The 14,738-nt window shown below is 66.5% G+C and carries 13 protein-coding genes; 7 read left to right on the forward strand and 6 right to left on the reverse strand.

The genetic code is table 11. From position 1 onward, the window contains the following. Positions 1 to 28: 28 nt before the first annotated feature. Entirely contained in the window at positions 29 to 1,027 is a 999-nt protein-coding gene (locus tag FMQ63_RS10080; protein WP_011553207.1) for a hypothetical protein, read from the reverse strand. 14 nt (positions 1,028 to 1,041) lie between these two features. On the opposite strand from FMQ63_RS10080, the gene FMQ63_RS10085 reads away from it, so the two are divergent. Both FMQ63_RS10085 and FMQ63_RS10090 read left to right on the forward strand, forming a co-directional pair. Next, positions 1,042 to 1,287 (forward strand): hypothetical protein, encoded by a 246-nt coding sequence (locus FMQ63_RS10085; RefSeq protein WP_011553206.1) that lies wholly within the window; start codon positions 1,042 to 1,044, stop codon positions 1,285 to 1,287. A gap of 62 nt (positions 1,288 to 1,349) precedes the next feature. After that, a complete protein-coding gene (locus FMQ63_RS10090) occupies positions 1,350 to 2,120 on the forward strand; it encodes a hemolysin III family protein (RefSeq protein WP_011553205.1) in 771 nt (256 codons plus the stop codon). A 16-nt stretch (positions 2,121 to 2,136) separates the two neighbouring features. On the opposite strand, the gene FMQ63_RS10095 is transcribed toward FMQ63_RS10090, so the two are convergent. Together FMQ63_RS10095 and FMQ63_RS10100 are read right to left on the reverse strand one after the other, a co-directional pair. Next, positions 2,137 to 2,547 (reverse strand): hypothetical protein, encoded by a 411-nt coding sequence (locus FMQ63_RS10095; RefSeq protein WP_011553204.1) that lies wholly within the window; start codon positions 2,545 to 2,547, stop codon positions 2,137 to 2,139. Between the two features lie 91 nt (positions 2,548 to 2,638). After that, on the reverse strand, positions 2,639 to 3,532 hold the full coding sequence (locus FMQ63_RS10100) for a 1,4-dihydroxy-2-naphthoyl-CoA synthase (protein WP_002640507.1): 894 nt from the start codon (positions 3,530 to 3,532) through the stop codon (positions 2,639 to 2,641). A 250-nt stretch (positions 3,533 to 3,782) separates the two neighbouring features. Here FMQ63_RS10100 and FMQ63_RS10105 point away from each other — a divergent pair, with 250 nt between their 5' ends. After that, complete coding sequence (locus FMQ63_RS10105) at positions 3,783 to 6,107, forward strand: ethanolamine ammonia-lyase (protein ID WP_020478578.1); 2,325 nt, start codon at positions 3,783 to 3,785, stop codon at positions 6,105 to 6,107. A gap of 171 nt (positions 6,108 to 6,278) precedes the next feature. Here the strand turns inward: FMQ63_RS10105 and FMQ63_RS10110 are convergent, their stop codons facing one another. Beyond that, positions 6,279 to 6,683: a RidA family protein gene (locus FMQ63_RS10110; protein ID WP_011553202.1), complete on the reverse strand. Its 405-nt coding sequence runs from the start codon at positions 6,681 to 6,683 to the stop codon at positions 6,279 to 6,281. A gap of 119 nt (positions 6,684 to 6,802) precedes the next feature. Between FMQ63_RS10110 and FMQ63_RS10115 the strand changes: the two genes are divergently transcribed. Further along, the gene (locus tag FMQ63_RS10115; protein WP_011553201.1) at positions 6,803 to 7,690 is read left to right on the forward strand and encodes a LysR family transcriptional regulator; all 888 of its coding nucleotides are present in this window, start codon (positions 6,803 to 6,805) and stop codon (positions 7,688 to 7,690) included. 367 nt (positions 7,691 to 8,057) lie between these two features. On the opposite strand, the gene FMQ63_RS10125 is transcribed toward FMQ63_RS10115, so the two are convergent. After that, the gene (locus FMQ63_RS10125; protein ID WP_020478575.1) at positions 8,058 to 9,398 is read right to left on the reverse strand and encodes a M6 family metalloprotease domain-containing protein; all 1,341 of its coding nucleotides are present in this window, start codon (positions 9,396 to 9,398) and stop codon (positions 8,058 to 8,060) included. A 482-nt stretch (positions 9,399 to 9,880) separates the two neighbouring features. On the opposite strand from FMQ63_RS10125, the gene nth reads away from it, so the two are divergent. Next, the gene (gene nth, locus FMQ63_RS10130) at positions 9,881 to 10,513 is read left to right on the forward strand and encodes an endonuclease III (protein WP_011553198.1); all 633 of its coding nucleotides are present in this window, start codon (positions 9,881 to 9,883) and stop codon (positions 10,511 to 10,513) included. A gap of 125 nt (positions 10,514 to 10,638) precedes the next feature. Further along, the gene (locus tag FMQ63_RS10135; protein WP_011553197.1) at positions 10,639 to 11,967 is read left to right on the forward strand and encodes a DUF418 domain-containing protein; all 1,329 of its coding nucleotides are present in this window, start codon (positions 10,639 to 10,641) and stop codon (positions 11,965 to 11,967) included. 19 nt (positions 11,968 to 11,986) lie between these two features. On the opposite strand, the gene FMQ63_RS10140 is transcribed toward FMQ63_RS10135, so the two are convergent. Then, entirely contained in the window at positions 11,987 to 12,511 is a 525-nt protein-coding gene (locus FMQ63_RS10140; RefSeq protein ID WP_225909234.1) for a hypothetical protein, read from the reverse strand. A 214-nt stretch (positions 12,512 to 12,725) separates the two neighbouring features. Here FMQ63_RS10140 and FMQ63_RS10145 point away from each other — a divergent pair, with 214 nt between their 5' ends. Next, the gene (locus tag FMQ63_RS10145) at positions 12,726 to 14,588 is read left to right on the forward strand and encodes a hypothetical protein (protein WP_225909233.1); all 1,863 of its coding nucleotides are present in this window, start codon (positions 12,726 to 12,728) and stop codon (positions 14,586 to 14,588) included. The last annotated feature ends 150 nt before the right edge of the window (positions 14,589 to 14,738 follow it).

Raw genomic sequence — 14,738 nt, forward strand, 5'->3', positions numbered from 1 at the left:
GCTTCCACGCTGTCCACCCGTCCGTCCCTCAGCGAAGGACCCAGGCGCTCGTGCGGAGCAGCAGCCGGGCCGCGCGCCGCACGGTGTCCACGCGGCGCGCCGCGGTCGCTGGCGGGGTGACGGGCGCATCCCAGTCGAAGGTGCGGAGCCGGTTCAGGAAGCCCTGTTGGACGCAGCCCTCCAGGCTGAAGACGTGGAGGTCATGCGTCCAGCGCACCGCCAGACGCAGGTCGCGCGAGAACTCCGTCCAATCCAGGGGCTTCGCGGCGAAGGCGCCGGGTAGCTCCACGCCCCCGCCCGTGATGCCCACCGCCAGGGACTGACTTCCGGGCCCGTAGCTCCAGAGCACGGAGGGGCCATGGGGCCGCAGGAAGCTGGTGTAGAGCATGAGGACCTCACGGTCCGCCGGCAGGTCGAGCACTCCCGCCAGCCGCTGTACCAGCGTGGAGCGCGACTCCCGCTCGTCCACGATGATGGGGAACTGGTAGGCATCCACCCGGTAGCCGTCCGCGCGGATGCGCTCCATCAGCCGCGCGTACCCGGCCCTCGCGTCCCGGACGCGGTGCCCCTGCACGAGCCTGGGCAGGATTTCGCCCAACTGCCGCCACCCACCCTCCATCCACCGTCGCAGCTCGCGGATGTCCGGTTCGATGTCCAGCCCCACGCCCTCCCACGTCAAGTGGTGCTCGGCCGTCCATGCCTGGAAGGCCTCGTAGCGCGCCGTGGCCTGCGCCACATTGCCCGCATGGAACCAGTAGCCCTCGTCGGTGGGCAGCAGCAGCCACGCCGTGACGGGAATGCCCATCCGGTTCAGCCGCTGGACCACCTGGGCCCGCTCCGGCCCCAGGTCGAGCAGGCCCAGGCTCACCCCGGCCTCCAGCGCCGCCAGGTCCTCCACGACGCCAGGAGTGGCGAATAGCTCACGCAGAGGCTCCGCCTCCAACTCGCAAAAGAAGGTCAGCATGTGAGGTTTCATGTCAGCCTCGCGCCTCCCCGCGCACCGCTCGACGTCCGTGCGCCATATCACCGTGAAGGAGCCACATGGAGTTCCACAAGGGCCGGCTGTTCGATCACGTCCATCTGCGCGTCCAGGACCTCGATGCCAGCAAGCGATTCTACCGCGCGGTGCTGGACGTGTTGGGCGTGCCCTTCTTCAGCGAGAGTCCACACCACCCCGGCTACTACGGCGCGTTCGTCCTGGACCCGGATGGGAACAACATCGAGGCCGTGTTCCATGGCCCGGTGACGCGCTCGGCGGAGTCCGTGGTGATGAAACCAACGTTCTGACGCGGAGCGTCTGCCTGGCCGCGAACCAGCAGCGGTGTCTTCCGGTTCGCACCCGCGGCCGTATGCCGCTGGACGCTCGGGCACCCCGGGCGTCAGAAGCTGGACGGGATGTCCCGCGCGCTGACGCGAGGGTGACCTGCGATGATTACGAGCAGCTCATGGCGTCCCCAGATGGCACCGACACCCTGCTCCTCATCGAGAGCGTCAAGCCCCGGCTCCGAGGTGTCTCCCACGCCGTGGCCTTCGTGGCGGCGCTGCTCGGGTGCATCCAACTGGCGCTGATGCCAGTGCGCGGCCCCCAGTACCTGGCCGACCTCGTGTTCGGTGGCAGCATGGTGCTGATGTTCGGCGTGAGCGCCACCTACCACCGCTTCACCTGGGGCATGGACGCGTACCGGCGCATCCAGCGCTTCGACCACGCGGCCATCTACATCCTCATCGCGGGCTCATTCACGCCCATGGCCACGCTGGACACCACGGGTGACACCAGCCTGTACCTACTCTGGTTGATGTGGATCGCCGCGCTGACGGGCGCGGGCCTCACGCTCCTGGGCGTGCACACCTCGCGAGGGCTGCGCTCCGCCCTCTACGTCGCGCTGGGCGCCGTGGCCACGCCGGTGATGCTGCGGCTACCCGAGGTGATTGGCTCCGGGCGCGTCGCGTGGCTCGTGCTGGGCGGAGTGCTCTACGCCGTGGGCGCGGTCATCTATGCGCGCCGCTGGCCCGACCCGATTCCCACCGTCTTCGGCTACCACGAAATCTTCCACCTGCTCGTCGTGGCCGCGGCGGGCGTGCATTACGCCGTCATCCTGGACATCGTGGGCGGCGCCTGACGCCGGTGTGACAGCGCTATCGCCGGTGGCAACTGTCGTAGGGCCATTCCCGCTCGCGCTCGCAGCGGACGAAACAGGCGTAGCAGTCTCCCACCCAACGTCCCCGCCCCGCGTCCTTGCACCGGGCATGGGTGTCCACGCAGCGCCGCTTCCATCCCGCCTTCGCGCCGTCGTCCCGATTCGCCTCGCGCTCCTTCGCCACGGCCTGGATTTCCGCCAGATACACGACGGCTTCCGAGGCCGAGAGACCGCACAACTCAGGTTGCGCCGGATGACGCTGGAGGCAACACGAGATGGTGTCGAGACACGTCGTGGCGGGCGTGGAGACTTCGCGACGGCTGGCAGCGGCCGTGGCGCCGCTGGAGCAGCCCAGCGCCAGGCTCGCGAGCACGATGAGGAGGGACGCGGAGAGTTTCGTCTTCGGCATGGAAGAGGCCTAGAACACGAGGCCCCTTCCACCGACCATCACCCTGGATGGGTATTCCCAGGGCGTCCGCGCCGCCTCGGCGTCCGCGGTTTCAGTACGACCAGGGGAAGCGCTTGAAGTCGCGCTTGCGCTTCTGGACGAAGGCGTCGCGGCCTTCCTGCGCCTCGTCGGTGCCGTAGGCCAGGCGGGTGGCCTCGCCCGCGAAGAGCTGCTGGCCCACCAGTCCGTCGTCGGGCAGGTTGAACGCGTACTTCAACATCTTGATGGCCGTAGGGCTCTTCGTGTTGATCTCCGCCGCCCACTCCAGCGCGAACTCCTCCAACTGCGCATGGGGCACCACGGCGTTGACCATGCCCATCTGGAAGGCCTCCTCCGCCGAGTAGTTGGCGCCCACGAAGAAGATCTCCCGCGCCCGCTTCTGACCAATCTGCCGCGCCAGCAGCGCAGAACCGTAGCCCGCGTCGAACGACGCCACGTCCGCGTCCGTCTGCTTGAACACCGCGTGCTCCTTGCTTGCGATGGTCATGTCACAGACGACGTGAAGGCTGTGCCCACCGCCCACGGCCCAGCCGGGCACCACGGCGATGACGGCCTTGGGCAGGAAACGAATCTGCCGCTGAACCTCCAGGATGTGGAGCCGGCCCAGGCGCGCGGGGTCGGACTCACCCTCCTCGCCCTCGTACTTGTAGCCGTCCTTGCCGCGGATGCGCTGGTCACCACCGGAGCAGAAGGCCCAGCCGCCATCCTTGGGCGACGGCCCGTTGCCCGTGATGAGCACGCACCCCACGTCCGTCATGAAGCGCGTGGCCTCCAGCGCGCGGGACAGCTCATCCACGGTGCGGGGCCGGAAGGCGTTGCGGACCTCCGGGCGGTTGAACGCGATGCGGACCGTGCCCTGGTCCACCGCGCGGTGGAAGGTGATGTCCTTGAACTTGAAGCCCTCGACGGCCTTCCAGCGCGCCGGATTGAAGATGTCCGAGACCATGGTGTTCTCACTCGGGGGGAGAGAAGTGGATGCGCGCGGACCCTAGGCGCAGCGGCAGCGCCCGTCCAGGGATGCGCGCGCAGCCCGCACGGGCGCCATCTGTCCGAACCTCGCGGAAGTGATCAGACCCTGGCCGGAGCCCTCCGTTGGGTGCCCTACAGCGACACGCTGCACCACCCGGGCCCTGCTTGTGCGCGACGGGAAGAGGGGTGTTCCCTTCCGCCATGCAAGTCCTGAGTGAGGGAGAACCATGCACCTGGACCCGAGGTTCCTACTGCACCGACGCGCAGTGCTGACCGCGATGGTGGGAGGCGCGGCCGCCTCCGTTCTGGGCTGCCGGAGAAAACCGACGTCCAACCCCACGCCGGAAGGCGTCTACATCCCAGACGTGAAGTCGGGCGAGGACGTCTTCGGCTACGTCCAGCGGCTCCGGGGCGCCTTCGACGACACGCTCTACAAGCAGGTGCTGGGCGCGGCCAATACCTTCAAGGAAGGCGACGCGCTCGTGGGCGTCGCCGCCGCGGATGAGAACTCGCGTGCGAATGCGCGCAGGCTCTTGGGGCACACGCGGCTGGAGGACGTGCGGCGACACCCTTTGCACCAGGATGCGTTGCACGCACTGAGCCTGGAGGCCGAGGACTCGCAGGCGGCGACGCTTACGGCGGACTGGACGTTGGGACGGTTGAGGAAGTTCCTGCTGGAGTCCGACGAGGCGGCCATTCATGCCATCGGCCCCGGGCTGGGCAGCGATACCATTGGCTGCGTCGTCAAACTGATGAGTGACGCGGAGCTCATCGCGCTGGGAAGCAAGGTGTTCAACCCACTACCAGGCAGCAAGGTGGGCGCGCGGGGCTACATGGGGGCGCGCATCCAGCCCAACTCGCCCACTGACAACGTGGACGACATCCGCTGGCAGGTGTTCGACGGTTTCTCATACGCGGTGGGTGACGTGGTGCTGGGATGCAACCCGGTGTCCTCCACGCCGGAGTCCGTGGCCGCCATCGAGTCCGCCCTGCTCGAGGTGCTGGTGACCTTCGGACTGACGGACGTGCTTCCCCACTGCGTGCTGTCCCATATCGACGTGCAGGCGGAGGTGGAGCGGCGGCAGCCCGGCACCACGGGCGTCTGGTTCCAGAGCATCGCTGGCAGCGACAGCGCCAACGCGACCTTCGACATCTCCGTGGAGAAGATGCTCGCCTACGCGGACGGGCGCACGGGGCCTTACGGGCTCTACTTCGAGACGGGCCAGGGCGCGGACTTCACCAACGGCCATGGCCACGGCTACGACATGGTCCTCCACGAGTCGCGCAAGTACGGCTTCGCGAGGGCCCTGTCCCAACGTGTGGCCCGGGCGCGGCAGGGCGCGGCGCCATGGGTGCACCTCAACGACGTCGCGGGCTTCATCGGGCCGGAGGTGTTCCGCACCCGTGAACAGCTGGTGCGCTGCTGCCTGGAAGACATCGCCATGGGCAAGCTGCACGGGCTCACCATTGGCCTGGACATCTGCTCCACGCTGCACATGGACGTGTCACTGGACGACCTGGACTGGTGCATCGAGCGCATCATGCCGGCGAATCCGGCGTACCTCATGTCGCTGCCCACGAAGAACGACCCGATGCTGGGCTACCTCACCACCGGGTTCCAGGACCACGTCCGCATCCGCGAGCAGTTCGGCTACAAGGTGGATGACCGGATGTGGGCCTTCTTCCAGCGCCTGGGCGTCATCGACGCGGAGGGCAAGCCCACTCGCCACTTCGGTGACCCGGTCTGGGTCTATCTCCAGTACCTGCGCGCGAAGGGCGACAGCCGGCCGGAGGCGGACATCCGGGCGGACGCGGAGCAGCAACTGTCGGCGATTCGTGCGCGCGGCGTGCCCATGGCGCGTGGGCACGGCACGCACCCGTGGGACCTGGAACCCGCGCTGGACGCGGAGTTGCGCCGCGTCTACGTGGACTCGAAGAAGAGCCTGTGGACGGAGCTGACGCCCGCCTTCATCACCGCCGTGCCGGAGGGCGTGCGGCTGGTGTCGAAGTCGCAAGACCGGACGGAGTACATCCTCCACCCGGAGACGGGCGAGCAGCTCGACGCCTCGTCCCTGGAGGCGGTGCGCGCGATGAGGGCACGCCATGCGGGACGGTATGACGTGCAGTTGATGGTGTCCGACGGGCTCAACGCACTGGCCATCATGGACGAGGGACAGCTCGCGCCCTATCTGGAGACACTGCGCGCGGCGCTGATTGCCGCCGGGTACCAGCCTGCTCCAGAGCATCTGGTGCTCACGTCCGGTCGCGTGCGCGCGGGGTACCGCGTGGGCGAAGCGCTGTACGCGGGCATGGAGGACGCGGCCCGGCACCGGGGCCTCATCCACGTCATTGGCGAACGGCCCGGCACCGGCCACCACACCTTCTCCGCGTACATCACCGCGCCTTCCGGAGCCGTCTGGTCCCAGCCCGGCAAGGTGGACCACAACATCACCCGCGTGGTGTCCGGCGTCGCGCTCACGGCGTATGCGCCCTCACTGGCTGCGCCGGAGACAGTGCGGCTGCTTCAACAACTGGCGCCCCGGGGCGGATGACGTCCAGGGGCGACGACGGGGGGCAGACGCTCCGCCCCGGGCAATGGCCACTCACACCGGCTGTGAGCCATTGACCGCCGCGACGTGCCGTCAGTCGTGGATGCAGTCCCACCATCGAGCGCCCGTCGATTCATCGACCGAGGGACGCCCGATGGCGGGGTACGGCGTGGGTCAATCCACGACCGCCGTGGCTTCAATCTCGACGAGGACGCCCGGCTCGAAGAGCACGGAGACACCAATCAGCGAGGCTGGCGCCGGCACGATGTTCAACTCCTTGGAGACCTGCTCGATGCCGGCCAGGAAGTCCGGCATCCGCTCGTGCTTCCAGTCGACCACGTAAATCGTCAGCCGAACGACGTCGTTGAACGTCGCACCGGCCGCCGCGAGAGCGATGGCGACGTTGCGGTAGGCCTGCGCGACCTGCCCAGCCAGATCTCCTCGTGCGACGAGCTGCCCATCCGCGTCGTACGCGACCTGCCCTGCGATGTGCACCTGCCTGCTGCCGGTGGCGACCGCCACCTTCCGGTACACGTCGGGCTTCATCATTCCTTCGGGGTTCATCAGGGTGACAGGCATGGGTGCTCTCCAATGAGTGAGGTTGAGGAAAGGAGCGATTGCCGGACGCGTATACCGAGCCCACTGACGAACGGCGTTCCCCACTCCAGCGACAGGAGGGCTACAATCAAGAGCCCGCCATGAAACGCGCCCATCTGGATGAGATCTTCGCCTTCATGGCCGTCGTGGACGCGGGCAGTTTCGTCAGCGGTGGCCGAGCCATCGGGCTGACGCGCTCGGCGGCTGGCAAGGCCCTGGCCCGGCTGGAATCCCGCCTGGGGGTGCGTCTGCTCAATCGCACGACGCGCCACCTGAGTCTCACCGACGATGGCCGTGTCTTCCATGAGCATTGCCAACAAGTCCTGGCGGCTTTGGATGATGCGGAAGCCAGCGTTGGAGACCACACGGGCACGCCCCGGGGCGTCTTGCGAATCACCGTGCCCGACGCATTCGGCAGACTGCATGTCCTGCCCGTGCTGAAGAAATATCTGCAGACCTGGCCCGACGTGCAGGTGGAGGTGAGCTTCACCGATCGCGTCGCGGACATCATCGAGGAGGGTTACGACCTGGCCGTGCGCATCAATGTCACCAGCACCGATACGCGACTGGTGTCCCGGCTCGTGGCGCAACATCGGGTGTTCGTCTGCGCCGCCCCCTCGTACCTGGCCGCGCGCGGCGAACCCCAGACATTGGAGGAGCTCGCGACGCATGATTGCCTGCTCTTCAGTAGCCGGGCGCGACGACAGCGCTGGCGACTGCGCCCGAAGGGCGGCGCCTATGTGACCGTGGAGGGTCAAAGCCGCCTACGGCTCGACAGCGGCGAGGCCATCCGGGACGCGGCTGTCGCGGGACTGGGCATCGCCTTTCTTCCCAGCTTTCTGGTCGACGAAGACCTGGCGCGTGGACGCCTCAAGGCGCTGCTGCCGTCATGCGAGACGGAGGTCGTCCGGATCATGGCGTTCTACCCGAGCAAACGTCACCTGCCAGCCAAGGTGCGGCGCTTCATCGACCTGTTGGTCGAGCAATAGCGCGCGAAGGCGCCCCCCGCGGTGGCTCAGGTATCCGTGAGGCGGAGGACCTCCAAGCGCCCCGGGCGCGAGAAGTACCGAGCGTGCTGAGTCTTGCGAATGCGGCAGGAGACCAAATCTCCTGCCGCCAATTCGCGAGCCTGTCCCGGCTCCGCCGGGACATAGACTCGAATCGTCGAGCCCTCGATGCCCCTTGAGAGATTGGCGAAGCCCTCGACGGCCTGCACGTGTGTGACGGTGAGCTCGAGAAGACCATGGTGTAGAACGTCACTCTGCTGACGCCATGAGAGGACTTGCCCCCTCACATCGGCCCAGTTCTCCTGAATCTGCACCATAAGCGTCATCCCTCGAGGCCAGCACCGCGTGCTCACTCAGGCCAGTCATTGACAAGTTGCTGCAGGACGTCTCTGGTTTTCTGTGCCCTGTTGACTTCAACACGAGCCGTCATTGTCATCCCGGAAGGGCTGATGTCGGAAATGGACACGCAACTGTCACGCCCGGAATACGAACGGGAGCTCGGATGGGTGTTGAAATCAAAGCGAGCATTACCAGAGCGACCTGGGAATGGATCCCCGTCGTCGCCCCGGTTGACGGCACGGTCCAAGTCCTCCAAGGCATCCGCCTGAACCAAGCGAACTCTGGGATGGACTTCGTTCGTATTGTCCGGAATGGACTCATCCACGTGATACACGAGCAGTCCCGAACCCGGCAGGAATCTGTCGTACTGGTTCTGCTGGCGGTTCTCGACCAGGAAGTACTCGGAGCCCGGCACCCCGTTCTTCCAAAGCCTGTGCACCGAGTGCTCCGTCTTGACGTCAGCGAAGTTCACGCTCTTGTTGGCGGTGTAGTTGACGATGGAGACCCATCCCTGCCTGGCCTTGCACCAAGCGGATGGATGGGCCGGGACATCGCCTTTGTTGTTCCAGCTTCCACCCGCCATCAAGCACCAGTTCCCGAGCCCTTCCGAGGAGCCATCCGCGTCGTACAGGTCCGGCCAGCCGAACACGAGGTGCCCGATTTCATGGCAACAGACGCCAATCTTCGCATCCTCCGGGATGGTCAAATACCCGAAGATCTTCGCCCCCTGCGCATTGTGTTCCCCGCCGACAAGAACCCACTTGTGCGACCAGATGTCACCAGCGCTGCCGGTCTGCTCCGCGCCACCGCCTGAGTGGACCACGATGAACGCGTCGACGAAGCCGTTTCCATCGTTGTCGTAGGGCGCGAAGTCCACGCTGGCCGCGGCTTCGGCGGCATGCCTCGCCATGGTCCGCGCGTTGGGCTCCGGATTGTCAGTGCCCGAACCGTTCCCAGCGTACTGGGCCAGCTTGCAAGGCATGCGATACGGACCGACGACCTGCCCCACGATGTCGACGAGCCCATGACTGGCCTCCTCGAAATATTCCCGCACACTTCCTGTCTGGATCTTCCCTTGTGAGAAGAACAGGTCCTCGAATTCCTGCCGGCTTCGATTCATGGGCCTGTCTTCGAAGTCGACGAGGACGACGATGACGCGCACTTGCCCCCGAAGTGGCTGGCGCTCAAGGGCGAAGCTGCGGACCCGATTCGGCCCGGTCCCCAGCGGGAAATACGAGCCTGGGATGATGAGGCCGTCGTTCAACCCCATGGCGTGCGTCTCACGAAGGAGAAGCCGTCGGCCAAAGAGGTTCTCCGATACGGCCTGGATACCCTGGAAACGCTCCTTCATCCTGCTCCGGAGTTCTGGACTTGGAGGAACGCGGCAAAGCCGCTCGATAGGTGAATGCTCGCTGCACATGTCCCACCCCTTTCGCCAGGCCTGACACCCAGACACCTCTTGTCCGACTGTCTCATCCTGGCTCCTGTCTGAGCTGCACAGTCAGTGCCAGAACCTTCTCCGCGAGGGGGCTGTCTTCGAAGCAACCCCTGGTTCGAACCAGCGGACGACATGGACCGCGCAAAGGGCTGCCCACTGAACTGTCGTTGCACTCGGACTCATCAAGGGGGCCTGCGAAAAGGGATGAAGAGAGAAGATGTTTGGGACGACTGCCGGCCTGGGAGCCACGCCCCCTCACCTGCCCAGTGCGGCGCAGAAGCAGCGCGACCTCGACGTATTCGGCTTTTTCGCGACCAAGCGCCTGCTGGGCGGCGCCCAAACGCTCGTGGCGCATGTCAGACGCTCCGAGTAGGGTGGTGCTCAGTCACGCCACCATGAATCCCGCCGAGAAAGCCGCCCTCTTCCTCGAGCGCCTCCGGGAAGCCCATCCGGATGCGCGCTACGAACTCAACTGGTCCACGCCTTTCGAGCTGCTCGTCGCCACCATCCTGGCCGCGCAGTGCACCGACGAGCGCGTCAACCGCGTCACCGCCACGGTCTTCCCCAAGTACCCGGGGCCACAGGCCTTCGCCGACGCGGACACCGCCGCGCTGGAGGAGGACCTCAAGCCCACCGGCTTCTTCAAGCAGAAGACGAAGTCCGTGCAGGCCATGAGCCGCGCGCTCCTCGACAAGTTCGGCGGTGAGGTCCCCCACACCATCGACGAACTGGTGACGCTCCCGGGCGTGGCGCGGAAGACGGCCAACGTCGTCCTCAACACCGCCTTCAATCTCCCCTCCGGCATCATCGTCGACACCCACGTGGCGCGCGTCAGCCAGCGCCTGGGCCTGACGAAGAAAGACAAACCCGAGGCGATTGAAGAAGACCTGATGAAGCTGGTGCCCCAGGAGCAGTGGACCTTCTTCGGCCCCGCCACCGTCCTCCATGGGCGTTACACCTGCACCGCAAAGAAGCCGAAATGCGACGACTGCATCGTGAAGGATGTGTGCCCGCGTATCGGCGTGTAACCAAATCCCTGTCCGCCTGTGGGATATGAATGTCTTTTCGCGTACGCTCCTGGGACGCGAAAAGACGCGCATCAAAAGCGGAGGAATTCGCAATCGAGGTGGCTGTATGACGTTGTTCAACCATCATGCCCACCGCCCCTTCCTCCGATGCCTCCGCACCGCGCTCCGAAGCCCGTCCGGTCGAGGCAGGTGAGCGCCTGGAGCTGCTCGACGCGCTGCGTGGCTTCGCGCTCTTCGGCATTCTCATCTCCAACGTGCAGATGTGGTTCAGCGGCAGGGTGTTCCCGTCCCGGGAACAATTCGAGGCGTCCATCGCCAGTGCCTCGCTCCTGGACACCATCACCCGGTATGCCTTCGAGGTGCTGGTCTCCGGGAAGTTCATCACCCTCTTCGCCTTCCTCTTCGGCCTGGGTTTCGCGGTGCAGCTCGGCCGGGTCGAGGCGCGAGGTGGCGGCTTCGTCCCGCTCTACGTGAGGCGGCTGACAGTCTTGCTGGTGGTGGGGGTCCTGCACCTGTTCCTGCTCTGGTACGGCGACATCCTCTCCTCCTATGCGCTGATGGGCTTCTGCCTGCTGCTCCTGCGTCGGCGTTCTGAGCGAACGCTGCTCATCATCGCGGCGGTGCTCGTCCTGGTGTGGCCGCTGCTCATGAGCCTCCTCTGGCGGCTGCCGCAACTCCTGGCGGACTCACCCGAGGCCGGTGCCGCGGTCATGGCCGCGGCCCGCGAGAAGACCTCCGCCATCCACGCGCGGATGCTGACGGCCATCACCGGGGGAAGCTGGTGGGACGTGACAAAGACGAGCGCCGGGTTCTACCGCGATGAGTTCTTCACGATGATGCTGGCCGGACTGCTGACCTGTCTGGGCCGCTTCGCGCTCGGGCTCTGGGCGGGACGGCGCGGCATCTTCCAGGACGTCCCCTCGCACCTGGGTTTCTTTCGCCGCCTGCTCGGCTGGGGGCTGGTGGCCGCGGTGGTGGGCTCCGTGCCCGGCGTGGTGGTGACGGTGCTCATGCAGAAGAAGGTGCTCACGCCGGAGACGATGCCCGTGTGGCTGCCCCTGGTGCTGGCGCCGCTGCGCAACCTGGCACAGGTGGGGCTCGCCGGCGTGTATCTGGCGGGCATCACCCTGCTCTTCCAGCGCGCCACCTGGCAGCGGGCGCTGGGACTGCTCGCGCCCGCGGGACGCATGGCGCTGACGAACTACCTGTCGCAGACGGTCATCAGCCTGCTCATCTTCTACGGCTATGGCCTGGGACAGGTGGGCAAGCGGGGCCCCTTCGCTTGTGTCGTCATCTGCGTGGGCGTCTTCTGCGTCCAGGTGCTGTGGAGCCACCTGTGGCTGTCACGCTTCCGCTTCGGTCCGGTGGAGTGGGCGTGGCGCTCTTTGACGTACGGGAAGGCTCAGGCCATGCGGCGCGCCGCGTCCGACACGCCCGCCCCCCTGACGGCGTGACGGGTTCGACCTGGCGACGTCAATTCGTGACCGCCGGGTGAGGAGCGGCAACGCGCACCCGGAAACCGAAGCCAATCCAAAGATGGAAGGCGCGCTCGCGGAGGGTTTCGCTCCCCGAACCGTTGAGCAGGCGTACATCCAGCTTGTCGTACTGGCCACCTGTACCGACGACGAAGAGCCCGGCCCAGAAGTTCCCGCCGAAATTCCTGTCGAACCCAGCCTGCAGCGTGACGTCAGGCCCTGAGTAGGTGACTTCCGCCGCGGGCACCGAGACCGAGCTCGTATCGTAGCCGAGTGCCACCCCCGACCAGAGGTCGATGGGTCCCGATGGGTTCCAGTGATAGTTCCCCTGGAGGCCGAAGCGCAGGTTGCTGCCTTTGCACGTCCGCTCAGCGGAGCAACGAATGCGCATCTGCGCATGAGAGAACTGGGCCCAGGGCCCGACCTCGACGCGCGAGGCGATCCGGATGGTGGGCTCCACGATGGCGGCGAAGAGCCCCTTGTAAATCTCATACAAGTAGAGCGGCTCGGCGGCGCCGTCCATGCGCCCGCCTGGCATGAGGTAGCCCCCTCGCGCGGAGATGGCGAGCCAGCGAGGAAAGCCCGGGTCCCGCGCCTCCTCCACCTCCGCGAAGGCCGGCCAAGACACCAGGAAAGACAGCAAGACCAGTGTCCTCGCGGTGGGACGAGAGAGCGTTTGCATGGGCACGCGTTCGGTTATTACAGTCGCTCGACCGCCGTCAATCCAAGGCTTCCCAGTGCCCCGAAATCGCTCCGACAACCTCCCGCCCCTGCTCGCGCTGGTGGCCGTTGGCCTCTTCGCCGCCTGTGGTGGCCCCTCCGCCGAAGAGGACGCACGCGTCTGTGCCGACGTGGAATGCAGCGCGGGACGCTGCGTCGCCGAAAACAGCGCCCCCGTCTGCCGTTGCAGCGCCTGGGAGCAGGCCGCGGGCCTCACCTGCGCCATCGTCGGTTACCGGCAGCCCGACGACCATGGTGACACCCCGGAGACCGCCACGGCGTTGGCCCCCTCGGTGGAATTCCAAGAGGGCATCATCAACCCGCCCTTCCGAGCGAAGGCGGACCGGGATGTCTTCGCCATGCCCACCGCGGCAGGCCATGGCTATCGCATGTTCGTCCGGGCCGGCACCCTGGCCCCCGTGGACGTGCGCCTCGTGGAGGCCTCGGGGCGTGAGGTGAGGACGCGGACCGTCACGACGTCTGAAGGCACCCGGGTGGAGTTCGTCTCCACGGAGGAGGCCCCTCGATTCATCACCGTGGCCGCTCCGGGAGGAAGCGGTGCGTCGGGGACGTATGCCTACCGATTGGAGGACCTGGGCCGGGATGCGCACGGCGATACGCTCGCCACGGCAACGCCGCTCGCGCTGACGAACACCCCCTTCCCGCTCGCGATCGAGTTCCAGGACGACGCGGATGTCTTCACCTTCCGCACCGAGCCGAACCAGGGCTTCCGGTTCTCCTGCGAGGGCGAGAACGTCTCGGTGCACCTCATGGATGGCGAGGGCGCCCCGGTGAATGGCGGGGCGACGAGGAACTCGTCACGCGTCAGCGCGGGCCAGCTGAGCCCGGTCGCGAACACCTGGTTCGTCCGGGTCTACAGCAGTTCCGACGCGGCCTTGGCCACCCAGTGCCAGTTGGACGACCTGGGCCAGGATGACCACGCCAATGCGCTCCAGGGGGCGACTCCGCTGACGGCGGGCCTCCCCGTGGCCGTACGACTCCACGGCCCCAACGACGTGGACGTCTTCTCCTTCTTCGCCACCGCGGGACACATCTACGACATCCGCTTCCACCCCGCCGTCTATGAGCGGCGCTTCAGGCTCACGGACGCGGACGGCAAGACGCTGGCGGAGACTCAGTGGAACCGAATCGTCCATGAAGCAGCGTCGACAGGGACGTACTACGTGCACCTGCTGCCGAATTCATCCTGGGGGAGCGACATCGAGGTGCGGGTCGACGACCTGGGGACGGATGACCATGGGGCTACCCCCCAAACGGCCACCCTCGCTGACGTGGGGGAAACCGTCACCGGACTCATCCACAAGCAGGCGGACCTGGACGCCATCTCGGTTCCGCTCGACGCGGATGTGTTCTACCGGCTGTCCTGCACCCGGGCATGTACGCTGACGACGCGCACTTCCGGCGCCCCCCTCTACATGATGAATATCGAGGACGGCTTGTGGCACGTCCATACGCCGGCTTCGGGGCTCGTCACGTTCATCGTCAGCTCGAGGTCCATTCCCTACGACTTCACGTTCAAGTTGGACCAGGCAAGCACCGATGACCACGGCGACGACGCCGAACACGCCACACCGCAGGTCGTTCCCGTGAACGCGGCCGGCGTCTTCGAGTTGGGCTCGGACGTGGACGTCCTTTCCTTCGAGTTGGAGGCGGGCCGGACCTACGTCGTGCGCGGCAGCAGAACGACCATCCGGATCCTTGATCCCCTTGGCGCGCAGGTCGCCCTGGCGTACGAGAGGGAAACGGGGAACCAGACCTTCACAGCCCCATCGTCCGGGACGCATGTCGCGGAGCTCAAGTCTGAGAATCCCTACCTGCCGCGTGAGACGGCCTGGAGTTTCTCCCTGCGCGAGCAGTGAGCACATTCCCCGCCGCCGCACAACAGCGGGCGGAGGCCACAACGTGCGCTACCGCACCGGACTCAAGGGCCGCCTGAGCGCTGAATTCAAGGAAATGCGGGCCCGCCTCCTGCCCGACCGCCAAGTACGCTACGCGTTTTGAGCCGGACT

This window comes from Myxococcus sp. CA005, assembly GCF_006518205.1.
Classification (GTDB): Bacteria; Myxococcota; Myxococcia; order Myxococcales; family Myxococcaceae; genus Myxococcus; species Myxococcus xanthus.

Coding starts and splice junctions, on each gene's coding strand:
- FMQ63_RS10085 (WP_011553206.1), top strand. CDS start 1,042: ATGGAGTTCCACAAGGGCCGGCTGTTCGATCACGTCCATCTGCGCGTC.
- FMQ63_RS10090 (WP_011553205.1), top strand. CDS start 1,350: ATGCCGCTGGACGCTCGGGCACCCCGGGCGTCAGAAGCTGGACGGGAT.
- FMQ63_RS10095 (WP_011553204.1), bottom strand. CDS start 2,547: ATGCCGAAGACGAAACTCTCCGCGTCCCTCCTCATCGTGCTCGCGAGC.
- FMQ63_RS10100 (WP_002640507.1), bottom strand. CDS start 3,532: ATGGTCTCGGACATCTTCAATCCGGCGCGCTGGAAGGCCGTCGAGGGC.
- FMQ63_RS10105 (WP_020478578.1), top strand. CDS start 3,783: ATGCACCTGGACCCGAGGTTCCTACTGCACCGACGCGCAGTGCTGACC.
- FMQ63_RS10110 (WP_011553202.1), bottom strand. CDS start 6,683: ATGCCTGTCACCCTGATGAACCCCGAAGGAATGATGAAGCCCGACGTG.
- FMQ63_RS10115 (WP_011553201.1), top strand. CDS start 6,803: ATGAAACGCGCCCATCTGGATGAGATCTTCGCCTTCATGGCCGTCGTG.
- FMQ63_RS10125 (WP_020478575.1), bottom strand. CDS start 9,398: ATGAAGGAGCGTTTCCAGGGTATCCAGGCCGTATCGGAGAACCTCTTT.
- nth (WP_011553198.1), top strand. CDS start 9,881: ATGAATCCCGCCGAGAAAGCCGCCCTCTTCCTCGAGCGCCTCCGGGAA.
- FMQ63_RS10135 (WP_011553197.1), top strand. CDS start 10,639: ATGCCCACCGCCCCTTCCTCCGATGCCTCCGCACCGCGCTCCGAAGCC.
- FMQ63_RS10140 (WP_225909234.1), bottom strand. CDS start 12,511: ATGGACGGCGCCGCCGAGCCGCTCTACTTGTATGAGATTTACAAGGGG.